The organism is Streptomyces sp. WY228 (assembly GCF_019287315.1).
GTDB lineage: Bacteria > Actinomycetota > Actinomycetes > Streptomycetales > Streptomycetaceae > Streptomyces > Streptomyces caviscabies.
The window spans coordinates 6,719,911-6,735,886 of sequence record NZ_CP079114.1 but is presented as its reverse complement, the minus strand read 5'-3'; the positions used below and the strand labels follow the sequence as shown (position 1 = coordinate 6,735,886).

At 68.6% G+C, this 15,976-nt stretch carries 12 protein-coding genes; 3 read left to right on the top strand and 9 right to left on the bottom strand.

Features of this window, described 5'->3' with window-relative positions; translation table 11 throughout:
- Positions 1-24 precede the first annotated feature (24 nt).
- From KV381_RS29475 to ngcE, 7 genes are all read right to left on the bottom strand, one after another.
- A complete protein-coding gene (locus tag KV381_RS29475) occupies positions 25-1,359 on the bottom strand; it encodes a sugar ABC transporter permease (RefSeq protein ID WP_179889381.1) in 1,335 nt (444 codons plus the stop codon).
- A complete protein-coding gene (locus tag KV381_RS29470) occupies positions 1,356-2,144 on the bottom strand; it encodes an ATP-binding cassette domain-containing protein (RefSeq protein WP_030079750.1) in 789 nt (262 codons plus the stop codon). Before KV381_RS29470 ends, KV381_RS29475 begins: the two co-directional genes overlap by 4 nt.
- 289 nt (positions 2,145-2,433) lie before the next feature.
- Positions 2,434-3,546 carry a sugar ABC transporter substrate-binding protein gene (locus KV381_RS29465; RefSeq protein ID WP_030079752.1) on the bottom strand — a complete coding sequence of 371 codons (1,113 nt, stop codon included), beginning with the start codon at positions 3,544-3,546 and terminating at the stop codon, positions 2,434-2,436.
- Positions 3,547-3,666: 120 nt separating this feature from the next.
- Positions 3,667-4,866 carry an ROK family transcriptional regulator gene (locus tag KV381_RS29460; protein ID WP_030079755.1) on the bottom strand — a complete coding sequence of 400 codons (1,200 nt, stop codon included), beginning with the start codon at positions 4,864-4,866 and terminating at the stop codon, positions 3,667-3,669.
- 228 nt (positions 4,867-5,094) lie between these two features.
- On the bottom strand, positions 5,095-6,045 hold the full coding sequence (locus KV381_RS29455; protein ID WP_030079756.1) for a carbohydrate ABC transporter permease: 951 nt from the start codon (positions 6,043-6,045) through the stop codon (positions 5,095-5,097).
- On the bottom strand, positions 6,045-6,965 hold the full coding sequence (locus KV381_RS29450) for a carbohydrate ABC transporter permease (RefSeq protein WP_030631771.1): 921 nt from the start codon (positions 6,963-6,965) through the stop codon (positions 6,045-6,047). Before KV381_RS29450 ends, KV381_RS29455 begins: the two co-directional genes overlap by 1 nt.
- A gap of 49 nt (positions 6,966-7,014) precedes the next feature.
- On the bottom strand, positions 7,015-8,460 hold the full coding sequence (gene ngcE, locus KV381_RS29445) for an N-acetylglucosamine/diacetylchitobiose ABC transporter substrate-binding protein (protein ID WP_030079760.1): 1,446 nt from the start codon (positions 8,458-8,460) through the stop codon (positions 7,015-7,017).
- 506 nt (positions 8,461-8,966) lie between these two features.
- Here ngcE and KV381_RS29440 point away from each other — a divergent pair.
- Positions 8,967-12,857 (top strand): GH92 family glycosyl hydrolase, encoded by a 3,891-nt coding sequence (locus KV381_RS29440; RefSeq protein WP_103536898.1) that lies wholly within the window; start codon positions 8,967-8,969, stop codon positions 12,855-12,857.
- A gap of 74 nt (positions 12,858-12,931) precedes the next feature.
- Here KV381_RS29440 and KV381_RS29435 read toward each other — a convergent pair whose 3' ends face one another.
- Positions 12,932-13,573: a hypothetical protein gene (locus KV381_RS29435; RefSeq protein WP_050505009.1), complete on the bottom strand. Its 642-nt coding sequence runs from the start codon at positions 13,571-13,573 to the stop codon at positions 12,932-12,934.
- A gap of 227 nt (positions 13,574-13,800) precedes the next feature.
- Between KV381_RS29435 and KV381_RS29430 the strand changes: the two genes are divergently transcribed.
- Positions 13,801-14,421 (top strand): hypothetical protein, encoded by a 621-nt coding sequence (locus tag KV381_RS29430; protein ID WP_218786725.1) that lies wholly within the window; start codon positions 13,801-13,803, stop codon positions 14,419-14,421.
- 102 nt (positions 14,422-14,523) lie between these two features.
- On the opposite strand, the gene KV381_RS29425 is transcribed toward KV381_RS29430, so the two are convergent.
- Positions 14,524-15,144, bottom strand: a complete 621-nt coding sequence (locus tag KV381_RS29425; RefSeq protein WP_030631761.1) for a histidine phosphatase family protein — start codon at positions 15,142-15,144, stop codon at positions 14,524-14,526.
- A gap of 163 nt (positions 15,145-15,307) precedes the next feature.
- Here KV381_RS29425 and KV381_RS29420 point away from each other — a divergent pair, with 163 nt between their 5' ends.
- Positions 15,308-15,973, top strand: coding sequence for a hypothetical protein (locus KV381_RS29420; RefSeq protein ID WP_218786724.1), 666 nt, complete (start codon positions 15,308-15,310; stop codon positions 15,971-15,973).
- Positions 15,974-15,976: the final 3 nt, after the last annotated feature.

Genomic DNA, 15,976 nt, shown 5'->3' with positions numbered 1-15,976 from the left:
CCGGGCACCTGCGCGGTTCCGCGGTCAGGCGCGGCCCGCGGTCTTCTGGGTCTTACGGGTGACGGAGTCGATGACGACCGTGGCGAGCAGCACGGCGCCGGTGACCATGTACTGGATCGGCGTGGCGATGCCCTCCAGCGACAGTCCGTACTGGATGGAGACGATGACCATGACGCCGAGCAGCGCGTTCCAGGTGCGGCCGCGGCCGCCGAAGAGGCTGGTGCCGCCGATGACGGCCGCCGCGATGACGTTCATCAGGAGGTCGCCGGTGCCGGAGCCCTGGTTGGCCGCCGCGATCTTGGAGGCCCAGAACAGGCCGCCGATCGCCGCGAAGGTCCCCGCGATGGAGAAGACGGAGATCCGGATCGCGGTGACGTTGATACCGGCGCGCCGGGAGGCCTCGACGCTGCCGCCGAGCGCGAAGATCTTCCGCCCGTAGGCCGTACGGCGCAGCAGGAAGTCCGTGCCGACCAGGACGATCAGGAAGAGGACCAGGGCGAGCGGCAGGCCGCGGTACTGGTTGAACATGTACGCGGCGGCGAAGGCGAACACCGCGAGGACGACGGTGCGCACCACGATGTCGGCGATCGGGCGGGCCGGGATGCCGGCCGCCTCGCGGCGGCGGGTGTCCAGGAAGGCCGCGGCGAAGTAGCCGAGGACCGCGATGGCGGCGAGCCCGTAGGCGGCGGCGACATCGGTGAAGTAGTACGTGGTCAGCTGGCCGACCACGCCTTCGCCGTCGAGGTTGATCGTGCCGGAGTCGCCGAGCAGCTGGAGCATGAAGCCGAGCCAGAACAGCAGGCCGGCCAGGGTGACGGCGAAGGCCGGCGCCCCGATCCGGGCGAAGAAGAAGCCGTGGATCGCGCCCATCACCGCACCGCTGACGATGGCGACGAGGATCGCCAGCCATTCGTTGAGGCCCTGGGTGACGCTGAGCACCGCGACGAGGGCGCCGGAGACACCGGAGACGGAGCCGACCGAGAGGTCGATCTCGCCGAGCAGCAGGACGAAGATGATGCCCACGGCCATCATGCCGGTGGCGACCATGGTGACCGCGATGTCGCTGATGTTCTTCGCGGAGAGGAACTCGGAGTTCATGCTCTGGAAGACGATGGCGATGATCGCGAGGCCGACGACCACCGGGATCGAGCCGAGGTCACCGCCGCTGATCTTGCGCTTGAACTCGGTGAGGTAGCCGGCGAAGCCCTGCTCACGGATGAGCAGACGGGGGTCGACGACCGTGGCGGCGCCCTCGGCCGCGTCCGGGTTGCCGACCGGCGGCGCGTCCGCGACGGCCGTGCCCTTGTCCAGCGAGGTGCTGTTCTCGTCCACCGGGTTGGTGGTCTCGTCGGTGGTCACTTGGAAACCTCCGCGTTGCGCGCCGCACGTCGGGTCACGGCGTTGTCCGTGGCGCCCGTGATGGCGGAGATGATCTCTTCCTGGGAGGTGGTCTTCACATCGAAGACACCGTTGTTCCGGCCCAGCCGGAGCACGGCGACCTTGTCGGCGACGGCCTTCACATCGGCCATGTTGTGGCTGATGAGGATGACCGCGTGACCGCGCTCGCGCAGCCGCTCGACGAGGTCGAGGACCTGGGCGGTCTGCTCGACGCCGAGGGCTGCGGTCGGCTCGTCGAGGATGACGAGCTTGGGCTCGCCGAGCATCGACCGGGCGATGGCCACGGTCTGGCGCTGGCCGCCGGAGAGCGAGGCGATCGGGATGCGGACGCTCGGGATGCGGATGGAGAGCGTGGAGAGCAGCTCACGGGAGCGGCGCTCCATCTCGACCTCGTTGAGGACGCCGAACCTGCGCAGCTCGCGGCCGAGGTAGAGGTTGCCGACGACATCGATGTTGTCGCACAGCGCGAGGTCCTGATAGACGGTCGCGACGCCGAGGTTCTGGGCGTCGTGAGGCTTGTCGATCTGCACGGCCCTGCCCTCCCACTCGATGACACCGTCATCGATGGGGTGCACTCCGGCGATCGTCTTGACCAGCGTTGATTTACCGGCGCCGTTGTCGCCGACCAGGGCGACCACCTCGCCGGCGTGGACCTCAAGCTCTACATCGGTGAGTACCTGTACGGCACCGAATCGCTTGGAGACCCCTCGCAACGCCAACACGGGCGTAGCGGACACATGAACCATCTCCTTCGCCGCCTGACCGGCGGGGATGCCGCACCCGGGGGAAGGTGCGGCGGTGTCGAGCAAAGAACAGATGAGGTGTGAGCGTTCCGTCCGGCGCCCCGCCCGGTAGCGGGACGGTTGATGTGCGGGGCGCCGGACAGGCTTCGTGCGCGCGCGGGCCGGGGTACGGCTCTCGCGTACGCGGGCGGTGGGGCCGCCGCGCCCTCGCGCGGGCGCGCTGGGCGTTGCGACGGGCGGGACCCGGCGGCTCGGGGGCGGGCCGGGTCCCGGGGGCCGGGGCCCCTGAGGACTACTTCAGACCGATCTTGTCGCACTCGGCCTTGTACTTGGCCGTGCAGATCTCGTCCAGGGTCCAGATGCCGTCCTTGAGAACGGTGTCCTGGATGTTGTCCTTGGTCAGCGAGACGACCGGGACGAGGACCGTCGGGATGCCCTTGGTGGTGGCGCTGTCGACCTTGGAGGTGGCGATGGAGTCGAGCTTCTCGCCCTTGGCGAGGGCGACGGCCATCTCCGCGGCGACGATGCCCTCGGCGGGGTAGGACTTGTAGACGCTCATGAACTGCTCACCGGAGACGATGCGCTGCACACCCGCGAGCTCGGCGTCCTGGCCGGTGACCGGCGGGAGCGGGTCGATGCCGGCGGCCTTGAGGGCGGTGATGATGCCGCCCGCCATGCCGTCGTTGGCGGAGTAGACGCCGTCGATCTTGTCCTTGCCGAGCGCGGTGATCGCCGCTTCCATGTTGGCGTTGGCGTTCTCCGGCTTCCACTCCTTGGTGTCGTACTCCTTGCCGTACTTCACCTTGCCGTCGAGGACGGACTTGGCGCCCGACTTGAAGAGCGCGGCGTTCGGGTCGGTGATCGCGCCGTTCATCATCACGATCGTGCCGCCGTCGGCCTTGTCGCCCAGGGCCTCCAGCAGGGCGGTGCCCTGGGCCCGGCCGACCTCTTCGTTGTCGAAGGAGGTGTAGGCGTCGATGGGGCCCTCGGCGAGGCGGTCGAAGGCGACGACGGGGATGCCGGCGTCCTTGGCCTTCTTGACGCTGTTGGCGATCGCCTTGGAGTCGACCGAGCCCAGGATGAGGGCGTCGACCTTGTTGGTGATCATGGTGTCGACCTGCTGAGCCTGCGTGTTCGCATCCTGCTTGGCATTGGCGTAGGTGACCTTCGCCTTGCCGCCGGTGAGCTCGTCGATCTTCTTCTCGATGATCGGCCGGTCGAACTTCTCGTAACGGGCCGTCTGGTTCTCGGGGAGGAGCAGACCTATCTTCAGGTCGTCGCCCTTCTTCTCCGAGCTCTGTTCGGCCTTGTCGCCGGACTCCTTGGCGCTCCCGCAAGCGGCCAGCGAGATCGCCATCGTGGTGGCGGCAACGGCAACGGCGGCACGACGCATACGCGTGTTCATTCTCGAACCTCCCTGACGAGGCCGCGACGTTGCGGCCGAGGTGGCTGGAAGTCAACTCGGCCGCAGCGTCAGCGTCAAGGAGTAAATCCTTAACGAGATGACAACGGTGCCATTCGTTATCTAAGTGAAGGCAGGAGTCGCTGCGGGGAGGGTGCTCTCCAAAAGGGTTGAATCCCCCATCTCGCTGAGCACCAGGGCGAGGGCGCCCAGCACTTCGGCACGGCCGCCGAGCGCGCCGGGGAGCACCGAGAGCTGCCGGGCGGCGCTGGGGATCGCGTACCGCGACACGGAGTCCCGTATGGGCCCCAGGACCAGCTCCCCGGCCTCCGCCAGCGAGCCGCCGAGCACGACGCGGCTGGGGTTGAGCAGATTGCACAGGTTGGCCACGCCGCTGCCTATGTGGCGGCCCACGTCCCCGATCACCCGGCGGCAGCCCGGATCGCCCTCCCGGGCCAGCTGGACCACCCGCTCCATGGTGAGCCCGGGGCCGTGGCTGGGCTGGAGCAGCGGCAGGACGTAGCGGGCGGCCGTGAAGGTCTCCAGGCAGCCGCGGTTGCCGCAGCGGCAGACCGGGCCGGACTCGTCGAGGGTGATGTGTCCGATCTCGCCGGCCGTGCCGCCCGGGCCCCGGTAGATGGTTCCGTCGATCACCAGACCGGCGCCGACGCCGCTGGCCACCTTGATGTACGCGAGGTCCTTGACGCCCCGCCCGCTGCCCCAGACCAGCTCGCCGAGCGCTCCGAGGTTGGCGTCGTTGTCGACGTACACGGGCACGCCGAGGCGGCCGGAGAGCTCCTCGCTGGGGTTGATGCCCGTCCAGCCCGGCAGGATCGAGGTGGAGCCCAGCGTGCCGGACTCGACGTCGATCGGGCCCGGCACGCCGAGCCCGATGCCGATCACCTTGTCCGGGCCGATGCCGGTGGCCTCGATCAGCCGCTTGACCAGGACTTCCGCCCGGTCGAAGCCCTCCGCGGACGAGGCGTCGACGTCCAGCGGCTCGGACTCCTCGGCGAGCACCTGGTGGGCGAGGTTGCCGACCGCGACGCGCAGGTGCGTATGGCCGAAGTCGACGCCGATGACAATGCCCGCGTCGCCGCTGAGCGAGACGCTGCGGGCCCGGCGGCCGCCCGCCGAGGTGGGGGTGACCTCGACCGTTCCGCCGTCCTTCAGTTCGCGGACGATATTGGAGACCGTGGCTGCGGAGAGCCCGGTGCTCCGGGCGATCTCCGCCTGGGTGAGCGATCCCGCCATCCGTACAGCGCGTACGACCCGCTCCAGATTGGCCCTGTGCAGCGATGTCTGCGACCCGGGAGTCTCCATCGACTCATCCACTCCTGCCCTTGGCGGGCGGTCCCTGAGGACCGCCCCGACCGGGGCCGCAGCGATGAGACCCCGGCTTCCTCCAACATGTGAACTCTAAGCTGACCGTTTGGGGGTGCCTCCCGTCAAGACCTGAGCGGGCAGGGGCTCACGTGCGCGGACACGGCCCGGTGCCCCGGCGGAGGAATCCTCCGCCGGGGCACCGGGCCGTGTCCGTAAGGTGATCCGCTACTTCAGGGCGCCCGCCGTCAGACCGGAGACGACCTGGCGCTGGAAGATGATGTACGCGGCCAGCACGGGCAGCATCGCGATCACCAGGCCGGCGAAGAGGCCGGAGTAGTCGCCCTTGTAGCCCTGGCTGGAGGCCAGCTCCACCAGGCCCTGGGCCAGCACCCGCTTCTCCGGGTCGGTGTTGAGCACCGTCGGCAGCATGTACTGGTTCCACTGCCCCAGGAAGTTGAAGATGCCGACGCTGATCAGGCCGGGCTTGGCCATCGGCAGCATGACCTGGAAGAACGTGCGGGTGTGCGAGGCCCCGTCGATGATCGACGCCTCCGCCACCGAGGTCGGCAGCGTACGGAAGAACGAGGTCAGGAAGAACACGGTGAACGGCAGCGAGTACGCGATGTACACCAGGATCAGGCCGTGGATCGTGTTCAGCAGCCCCATGTTGTCCATGACGTAGAACAGCGGGACCAGCGCCAGCATGATCGGGAAGCTCATGCCGCCGACGAACAAGAAGTAAATGAAGCGGTTGCCCGGGAACTCGAAGCGGGCGAGCACATAGGCGGCCATCGACCCGAGGACCAGGGTGCCGACGAGCGAACCGCCCACCACCAGGATGGTATTCAGGAAGTACTCGCTCATGTGGGCCTGGCTCCAGGCCCGGCCCCAGCTGTCGAAGTTCAGCGAACTCGGCAGCGACCACGGGGTGTTGAAGATGTCCGAGTCGGTCTTGAACGAGGACATCACCGCCCAGAACAGCGGCAGGACGACCATGATCGCCCACAGGATCAGCATCCCGTGCGAGAAGACGTTGAGGACCTGGCCCTCACTGCTCTTCACGGGGGCCGACGAGCCCTTGGAGACCGTCCCGGCGCGCTGGGCCGGGACCTTGGCCGCCTCGGCGTCGGACGGGGGGCCGGAGGGCCCGGAGGGAGGGGTGTCAGTGGTCTTCATCAGAACTCCAGCCGCTCGCGCCGGCCCACCCGCATGACGATGGCGGCGAACGCCAGGGTCACGATGAGCAGGGCGACACCGATCGTGGTCGCGTAGCCCGCCTGTCCGTCACGGAACGCCGCCTGGTAGACGTACAGCGGCAGGACGGTGGTCGAGTAGTCGGGCCCGCCGGGGCCGACGCTCATGATGTGGACGATGGCGAAGCCCTCGGCGCCGAGCGCCAGGATGCCCATGTAGACCCAGCCGGACTGGACCGTGTCCCACAGCAGGGGCAGCGTGATCCGGAAGAAGGTCGTGAAGCGGCTCGCCCCGTCCAGCAGGGCGGCTTCGTAGAAGTCCTTGGGGATGGAGGCCATGCCCGCGGAGAACAGCACCACGAAGAAGCCGGTCGTGCACCAGACGAGGACCGCCATGATGCACCACAGGGCCAGCTCGGGATCGCCCAGCCAGTCCGGTACGTCGCTGATCCCCACGGCCTTGAGCGTGCCGTTGATCATGCCCTGGGCCGGGTCGAAGGCGAACTGGAACAGGATGGCCACGATCGCGATCGAGAGCACCTGCGGGAAGAAGTACGCGATCTTGTAGAAGCCCGAGCCCCGTACGCCGGTGACGGCGGCGCCCTTGCGGCGCCGCCCGCCCACGTTGAGCATGAAGGCGAAGAAGAGCGCGAGGCCCAGCGTCACCAGCGGCAGCAGCACCGCCAGCAGCACACTGTGCTGCAGCGATTTCCAGAAGATGTCGTCGTCGAGCATCTTGGTGTAGTTGTCGAACCCGACCATCTTGAAGTCGGGGCTCAGACCCGTCCAGTCCGTGAACGAGTAGTAGATGGACTGGATGAAGGGCCAGATGACGAAGATGACGTACAACGCCATCGGGACCACCAAGAACCCGACTATGAACCGGTATTTACCGTGTTGCATCGTTACCGACTCCGACCTTCCCGTGCTGCCCGCCGCTGGTGACGCGTGGTCACTGGTGCTTGAAGTGCTTGATGGACTGGTCCTTGGCGGTCGCGTCGGCGAAGGCCTGGATCTTCTTGATGGTCTCGGCCGGCTTGGCGCGGCCGGCCATCATCTCGCCGAGCGCGGCGACACCGATCTGCTCCTTCTGGAGCTTCACGTACCAGTCCTGCAGGCGCGGGTTGACCACGTTGGTGCCGGCCTTCTCCAGCGCCGCGACACCGGACTTCAGGCCGTCGGAGAGCTCGATGCCGTCCGTGCCGCCGTTGAAGGCGGAGAGCGACTTGGTGCTCGTGGTGAAGGACTTGGAGGAGGCCTCGCTGAGCATGATGCGCAGCTGCTCCATGCCGCCCTCGGGGTTCTTCGCCTTGCTCGGGACGATGAACGGCTCGCCGCCGGACGCCCAGAGGGTGCCGAAGGGCATCTTGTCCGAGGAGTCGAGGCTGGAGGGGGCGCCCACGGCCAGCTTGAAGTCCTTGGGGATGATCGCCGCTTCCTCGTTCTCGACCCAGGAGCCGTTCGGGATGAACAGCGCCTTGCCGCGGGCCCACGCACCCTGGGAACCGCGGTGGTCCAGGCCCGGGGTGCCCTTGAGGATGTAGTCCTTGGCGACGAGCTCGTAGTACGCCTCGAAGGCCGCCTTGACCGCGGGGTGCTCCCAGGCCTTCGGCTCCAGGTTGTCGATCGCGTCGAGGACCTCGACACCGCCGATCTTGGCGATGAAGGGGTACAGCGAGAAGGGGAGGTAGTAGGGGTGCTTGCCGGGGTAGGTCCAGCCGGCGATGCCCTTCTTCTTCGCCTTCGCGCAGAGCGCGAGCATGTCGTCCCAGGTCTCCGGGTACGTGGCGTCGAGCTTCTCCAGCGCGGTCTCCGAGTACCAGACGCCGTAGACCGTGTACGCGTAGTACATGATCCAGACCGGGTCGCCGTCGAACTGGCCCATCTCGACGATGCCCGGCCGCAGGGTGTCGCGGACCTTCTTGGCGGGGTCGTCGATGGAGGGGGCGTCGAGCAGCGGGGTCAGGTCGGTGAGCTGCTTCTTGCCGACCAGGACGCCCATGTCCATCTGCTGGGCGCCGGAGTTGTCGATCAGGTCCGGCGGGGTGCCACCGTTGAACCGCGGCTGAAGAACCGACTGGATCTTCTGCGTCGCGGAGAACTTGACCTTCGCCTCGGGGTAGGTCTTCTCGTAGACGGCCTTGGCGTCCTCGGCGTACTTGGTGCCGAAGCCACCGTCGAAGATGACGATCTCCAGCGGCGCGCTGCCGTTGACGGCCAGCGGGTTCTTCTCGGTCTTTTCGCCCTTTTCGACCTTGTCGTCGCTGCTGCTGTCGCCGCTCGCGCAGGCGGACAGGAAGCTCATCGTCGGAACAGCGATCAGGCCGAGTGCGGCAGAACGCTTGATCAGATCGCGACGGCCAAGGCCCTCATTGTTGTGGGCGGAGGTGGATCCCATGCTCAAGTCCTCGCCTTCTCCAGGACTCAGGCGGTGTACCGGTCGCCCGTAGAAAATTCGCCTCAGGCGAAGGGCCCCGCCACCGCGGTCAGTTGCGCTTGGGTCGTGCAGATATGCAGATGTACCGGACAGGGCCGGTGCAGTGGGGATGCCGGAAGACCGTACAGCGAGGACACCCCTGGCGTCCTCGCGACCGTCTCTGTATCCCCCGTGCGCACGTCCGCGCGAAGCGGCTGTGCAGATGCCGACAGGTATAGTCCACTCGTCGCCAACTGAGCAAGATCGAATGCAGGTTTGGGCGGCAGTCTTTCCCGAGTTGAGACCTCACGGACACCTCGGCGCAGCGCCCCCTCCTCCCGCGGCGGCTATTTCCCCATTCCGGCCGATTCGTCGACGAGCCCTGCGGCAACACCCTTGACACGTCCTGTCACTTGGATCCCTACTGGACCTTGCATCCCGCTATGACAACGTTGTCCATGCATTTTCCCGGGGAGGAACGGCTCGGCATGCAGCCACCACGCGGCCTCAACCACGGCTCCGACAAGGCCCCTCACGCGGTCCCCCGCCCGGCCCCGCGCCGGAGACGGACCCCCACAGCAGCCGCCCTGGCGGCATCCCTCGCCCTGGTGGTGATCGCCCCCGCGGTCGCCACCGCCCAGCCCGCGTCGCCGGACCGGAAGCCCTCCGGCGAGCGGACGTTCACCACCTCCTTCGAGGCGGACGAGAAGCAGCCGGACTGGCGCAACACCGTCGAGGAGGGCCCCGACGGCAAGCCCCGCTCCTCCGGCGTCGACGGAGGCTTCTCCTCCGGCATACCGGGCAATGTCACCGACCGGGTCACGGAGCTCCGCGCGAGCGCCGAGAACACCGCCGGCGGCGAGGTCAAGGAGAACCTCGTCGACGTCGAACCGGGCTCCAAGTGGCTGACGTTCGCGAAGACCGGCTGGGTCGAGTTCGATCTGGACGAACCGGTCAAGGTCGTGACGTACGCGCTCACTTCGGCCAACGACCACGCCGAACGCGACCCGAAGGACTGGACGCTCAAGGGCTCGGCGGACGGCAAGGAGTGGACCGACCTCGACACCCGCAGCGGCGAGACCTTCGCCAAGCGGCACGAGACGAAGAGCTACGACTTCGCGGGCGACACCGCGTACCAGCACTTCCGGCTGGAGATCACGGCGAACGGCGGCGCGGACGCGCTCCAGCTCGCCGACGTTCAGTTCTCGAACGGTGACACCTCCGCGCCGGTGCCCGACGAGATGCGCAGCCAGCCCGACCGCGGCCCCTCCGGCTCCCCCACCGCGAAGTCGGGCGCGGGATTCACCGGAAAGAAGGCACTGCGGTACGCGGGTACGCACACGCCCGACGGACGCGCCTACTCCTACAACAAGATCTTCGACGTGAACACGGCCGTCACCAAGGACACCGAGCTGTCCTACCTCGTCTATCCGCAGATGGGCGAGACGGACCTGAACTACCCGGCCACGCACGTCGCGGTGGACCTCGCCTTCACCGACGGCACGTACCTGAGCCAGCTGAAGGCCACCGACAGCCACGGCGGGCTGCTGACCCCGCAGGGCCAGGCGGACGCCAAGCGCCTCTACGTCAACCAGTGGAACAAGGTCGCCGCCCGCCTCGGCACGGTCGCCGCGGGCAAGACGGTCGACCGGATCCTGGTGGCGTACGACTCCCCCAAGGGCCCGGCGAAGTTCCAGGGCTGGATCGACGACATCACGATCGCCCCGAAGAAGCCCGAGAAGCGCAAGGCGCATCTGTCGGACTACGCGCTGACCACCCGCGGCACCAACTCCAGCGGCGGCTTCTCGCGCGGCAACAACATTCCGGCCACGGCGGTCCCGCACGGCTTCAACTTCTGGACGCCGGTGACCAACGCCGGTTCGCTGAGCTGGCTGTACGACTACCACCGGGGCAACAACGAGGACAACCTCCCCACGCTCCAGGCCTTCGGCGCCAGCCATGAGCCGAGCCCGTGGATGGGCGACCGGCAGACCTTCCAGGTGATGCCCTCGGCCGCCTCCGGCACCCCGGACGCCTCCCGGACGGCCCGCGCACTGCCGTTCCGGCACGAGAACGAGACCGCGACGCCGCACTACTACGGCGTCACGTTCGAGAACGGCCTCAAGGCCGAGATGACGCCGACCGACCACGCGGCCCGGATGCGGTTCACCTATCCGGGCAAGGACGCCAGCCTGATCTTCGACAACGTCTCGAACGACGGCGGCATCACGCTGGATCCGAAGACCAGCTCCTTCTCCGGCTACACGGACGTCAAGAGCGGCCTGTCCACCGGTGCGACCCGGATGTTCGTGTACGGCGTCTTCGACGCGCCGGTCACCGACAGCGGCAAGCTGAAGGGCGGCGGGGGCGACGACGTCACCGGGTTCTTCCGCTTCGACGCGGGCAAGGACCGCACGGTCAACCTGCGGCTGGCCACCTCGCTGATCGGCGTCGACCAGGCGAAGCAGAACCTGGCGATGGAGATCCCGGAGTCCGCGTCCTTCCAGAAGGTGCAGCGCAAGGCGCAGAGCGCCTGGGACGACGTCCTGGGCACGGTCGAGGTCGAGGGCGCCGACGCCGACCAGCTGACCACGCTCTACTCCAGCCTCTACCGGCTCTACCTCTACCCGAACTCCGGCCACGAGAAGGTGAAGGGCAAGAACAAGTACGCCAGCCCCTTCTCCAAGGCGACCGGTGAGAACACCCCGACGCAGACCGGCGCGAAGATCGTCGACGGCGAGGTGTACGTCAACAACGGTTTCTGGGACACCTACCGCACGACCTGGCCCGCCTACTCCTTCTTCTCCCCGAAGAAGGCCGGCGAGCTGGTGGACGGGTTCGTCCAGCACTACAAGGACGGCGGCTGGACCTCGCGCTGGTCCTCCCCCGGCTACGCGGACCTGATGACCGGCACCAGCTCGGACGTGGCGTTCGCCGACGCGTACGTCAAGGGCGTGAAGTTCGACGCCGAGGCGGCCTACGACGCGGCGCTCAAGAACGCCACCGTGGCCCCGCCGTCCTCGGGCGTCGGCCGCAAGGGCCTGGAGACCTCGGTCTTCACCGGTTACGCCGACACCGCCACCCACGAGGGCCTGTCCTGGTCCCTGGAGGGTTACGTCAACGACTACGGCATCGCCCGCATGGGCCAGGAGCTGTACAAGAAGACGAAGAAGGCGCGGTACAAGGAAGAGTCCGAGTACTTCATGAACCGGGCGCAGAAGTACGTCAAGCTCTTCGACGACAAGGCCGGGTTCTTCCAGGGCAAGAAGCCGAACGGCGACTGGCGCCTGCCCTCGGACCAGTACGACCCGCGCGTCTGGGGCTACGACTACACCGAGACCAACGGCTGGGGCTACGCCTTCACCGCCCCGCAGGACAGCCGGGGCCTGGCCAACCTGTACGGCGGCCGCGCGGGCCTGGGCAAGAAGCTGGACACGTACTTCTCGACGCCGGAGACGGCGGGCCCGGAGTTCGTCGGCAGCTACGGCGGGGTCATCCACGAGATGACCGAGGCCCGGGACGTGCGGATGGGCCAGTACGGGCACAGCAACCAGGTCGCCCACCACGCCACGTACATGTACAACGCGGCCTCGCAGCCGTACAAGACGCAGGAGAAGGTCCGCGAGGTGCTGGGCCGGCTGTACGTCGGCAGTGAGATCGGGCAGGGCATCCACGGCGACGAGGACAACGGCGAGCAGTCGGCGTGGTTCCTCTTCTCCTCGCTCGGCTTCTACCCGCTGGTGATGGGCAGCGGGGAGTACGCGATCGGCTCGCCGCTCTTCAAGAAGGTCACCGTCCGCATGGACAACGGCCGCAAGCTGGTCGTGAAGGCCCCGAAGAACAGCGACAAGAACATCTACGTGCAGGGCGTGAAGGTAAACGGCAAGAAGTGGACCTCCACCGCGCTCCCGCACGACGTGCTGGCCAAGGGCGGCACGCTGGAGTTCGCCATGGGCCCGAAGCCGTCGGCCTGGGGCACGGGCAAGGACGCGGCCCCGGTCTCGGTGCAGAAGGACGACAAGGTCCCGACGCCCAAGGGTGACGCGCTCAAGGGCGACGGCGCGCTCTTCGACGACACCTCGGCCACCACGGCGACGGTGGAGTCGGTGGAGCTTCCGATCGACGGCTCAGCCTCGGCCACGAAGGGCGTCCAGTACACGCTGACCTCGGCGGCGGCGGACAAGGCCCCGAAGGGCTGGACGCTCCAGGGTTCGACGGACGGCGAGAAGTGGACGGACCTCGACCGCCGCTCCGGCCAGTCGTTCGCCTGGGACAAGCAGACCCGGGTGTTCTCGGTGGCCGAGCCGGGTGCGTACCAGCACTACCGGCTCGTCCTGGACGGCTCGGCGACGCTCGCGGAGGTCGAGCTCCTGAGCTGATCCGTCTCCCCGGCAGGTGCGGGGCGACGCAGGGGGCGGGAGTGGCCGAGCCACTCCCGCCCCTTCCTTTTGCGTTACGACGCCGGGGACTTGCGGGCCGAGGTCACCTGGCACGAGTAGACGAGCCGGTCGTTGGTGGGGTGCGAGGCGTGGAGCGAGATGGACCGGTCGCCGCCCGGAGTGACGGTCACCGTCTTGTACTGAGAACTGATGCTCTTGCTCGCGACGGTGGAGTTGGGGTACTTGCCGACCCTGAACTGCACCGTGAAGTTGTACCGGTAGGCGAACTCGGTGGACGCGTTCTGGATGTCGACCTCGTAGGTGATCCGTCCGGTGGAGCGCTGGTAGCTGCAGTTCTCGCCGATGACCTCGCTGTTGGCGGGCGCGTTGTACTGCGGCCGCGACGTCGGACCGCTGCCGCCGCTGCCACCGGTGGTGCCGCCCGACGTGCTGCCGCCGCTTCCGCCGCTTCCGCCGGAGGAGAGCCCTCCGGAGGTGAGCCCTCCGGAACCGCTCGATCCGCCCGACGAGGCGCCCGGAACGTCGGGCAGTCCGCTCGGCCGCAACGAGAACGACGGATTCGGCATGCTCGGCTGCACAGGAGCGTCGCCGAGGCCGCCGAAGGCCTTGTCGCTCGGGTTGTCGGTGCAGCCGGAGAGAGCGATGGCGGCGGTGAGTGCGAGAGTTGCTGCGCCGACGGCGCGACGAACACGCATGTGATGATCCCCCGAAATGAATGCGTAGCTGGCTCAGTCGAAGCGGATTCGGCTGGTGCGGTCCGTTCGCCGAACGGCGACGGGCCCGGCGCAGGCTACCGGATCACGCCACCGGAATCGCAGTCGCTCACGGCCCGAGCGCCGTGTGTGGCACGAGCCGAGGCCTTGGTAGTTTGGGCCGCTCGCACACTCATGTGTGGGCAACGCATTCACATCGGGGGACGACTTTGAGCCAGCCCTGGCAGCCACAGCCACCGCAGCACAACCCGTACGGTCAGCCCGCACCGCAGCAGCAGCCGGGGTACGGCTACCCGGCCGCCCCCTACCCTCCCCAGCAGCCGATGCAGCAGGGCTGGGGCTCCCCCTACCAGCAGGGCTTCCGGCCCGCCGGCGGCCCGCGGGCGGGCAAGGCCTTCTTCCTCGGGCTGCTCGTCTCGGGAGCCCTCGGGCTGGTGTACTCGGGCATCCTGCTGGCCACCCACAAGGACCTGTCCCGGGTGGGCCTCCAGGCGAGCTACCTGGTCCTCGCGGCCGCGCTCGCGGTGGGCGTGGGCGCGGTGGTGGGCCGCACCGGGGGCCGTGGGGCCGGACCGCAGGTGTGGGCCGCGATCCTGGCCGCGCTGGCCGCGTACTTCGGCGTCGCCAACGGCTATGTGTTCACGCTGCTCGACGCCGGCGGTGTCGATCTGCTCGAACTGGTGCTGGAGAACGAGCCGCTGGCCCCGCACAAGTTCTGGTGGCATCGCCTCAACGGCGGCGTCGCCCTCGTGGGTCTGGTCGTGGCCGCGGGGGGCGCCTTCGCCGTGGCCAACGTGATCGGCAAGAAGCAGCAGCCTCAGCAGTACTGAACCCGCGCCCGAGAGCGCACGAGGGCCGCCGCCCATCCTCGTATCCGAAGAGGATGGGCGGCGGCCCTTCTGTTCGAGCCCCCGCGGTTCGAGCCCCTGGGTTCAAGCCCCCTGCAGGCTCTCCGGCAGGGCCACGTTGAGTGCGACGACGACCGGTCGGCCGTGTTCGGTGCCGAGCCGGGAGACGGCGCCGGTGGCGAGCTGGAAGAGCCGCCCCTCGGCCGGGGTCAGGCCGAGGTAGCGGGCGGTGAGGACGCGCAGGAAGTGCGAGTGCGCGACGAGCGCGATGTCCTCGTCGTCCGCGACCTCCTCGGCGGCCGACCGGACGCCCGCGAGCACCTGGTCGGCCCGTTGCCCGATCTGGGCGGGGCTCTCGCCGGGGTGCTCGTCGGAGCCGGGGTCGACGCCGTCGGTCCACAGGTTCCAGAACGGCCGGGTGCGGCGGATCTCCCGGGTGGTGACGCCCTCGTACCCGCCGTAGTCCCACTCCCGCAGCTCCGGGGTGACCCGGGGCTCGGCGAGTCCGGCCAGTTCGGCGGTGCGGCGGGCCCGGATCATCGGACTGACGAGCGTGAGCCCGATGTGCCGGTCGGCCAGCAGCGGGACGAGCGCGCGGGCCTGGCGCTCGCCGCCGTCGGTGAGGGGAAGATCGGTCCAGCTCGTGTGCTGTCCGGAGCGGGACCACTCGGTCTCGCCGTGCCGGATGAGGATCAGCTCGCCCATGGGGTCCGTTCGCTTTCTGTACAGACGGTGCCGGTGGTGGGGGTGGGACGGGTGAGGACCGCGGGTCCGGGTCCCCGGCCCACGATCGCACCCGGGAGCGGCGGTGCGCCGGAGGCACGTACGGTTGGGCCTTCACCTGATCGATTTCCCGTGGGGGGACCTCATGTCCGACGCTTTTCCGCCTCCGCCGCCCGATCCGGAGCCGCAGGCGGCTCAGGAACCGCAACAGCCCGCGTTCGCCCAGCCGTCCTCGCCGTGGGCGCCGCCCGCCGCGCCGCCGCGAGGGCAGCGGCGTACGGGGCTGATCGTGACGCTGTCCCTGATCGGCGGGCTCGTCGTCACCGGTGCGACGGCGGCCCTGGTCTACGCGTTCATGCAGGAGGCCTCGGAGTCCTTCGCCCGGACCGAGGACCGGGTGACGTCGCGGTACGACACGACGGGGCCGGGGGACGGCGAGGGCTGGGAGGAGTTCGACGAGCTGGAGGACGCCGAGGACTTCGGGGAGTCCGGGGACTTCGAGGCGCCGGAGGACGACGGGCCACCCGCCGAGCAGGACGCCACGATCACGAAGTGCACGCGGGACGCGCTGATCAACTGGATCTCCGCCGACATCAAGGTGGTGAACGGGAGCACGAGCACGGCGTCCTACGTCGTCTTCGTCTCGTTCCTCGACCGTGACGGCGATGTGGTGACCGAGGGCCTCGCGGTGACGGACGACGACGTCGCCCCCGGCGCGACCGCCAGGATCGAGGCCCAGGGCGTCGGCGAGGTGCCGGCGGGCACGAAGTGCCGGATCGACCGGGTCGAGCGCGAAGCGATGACCGGCTGACCC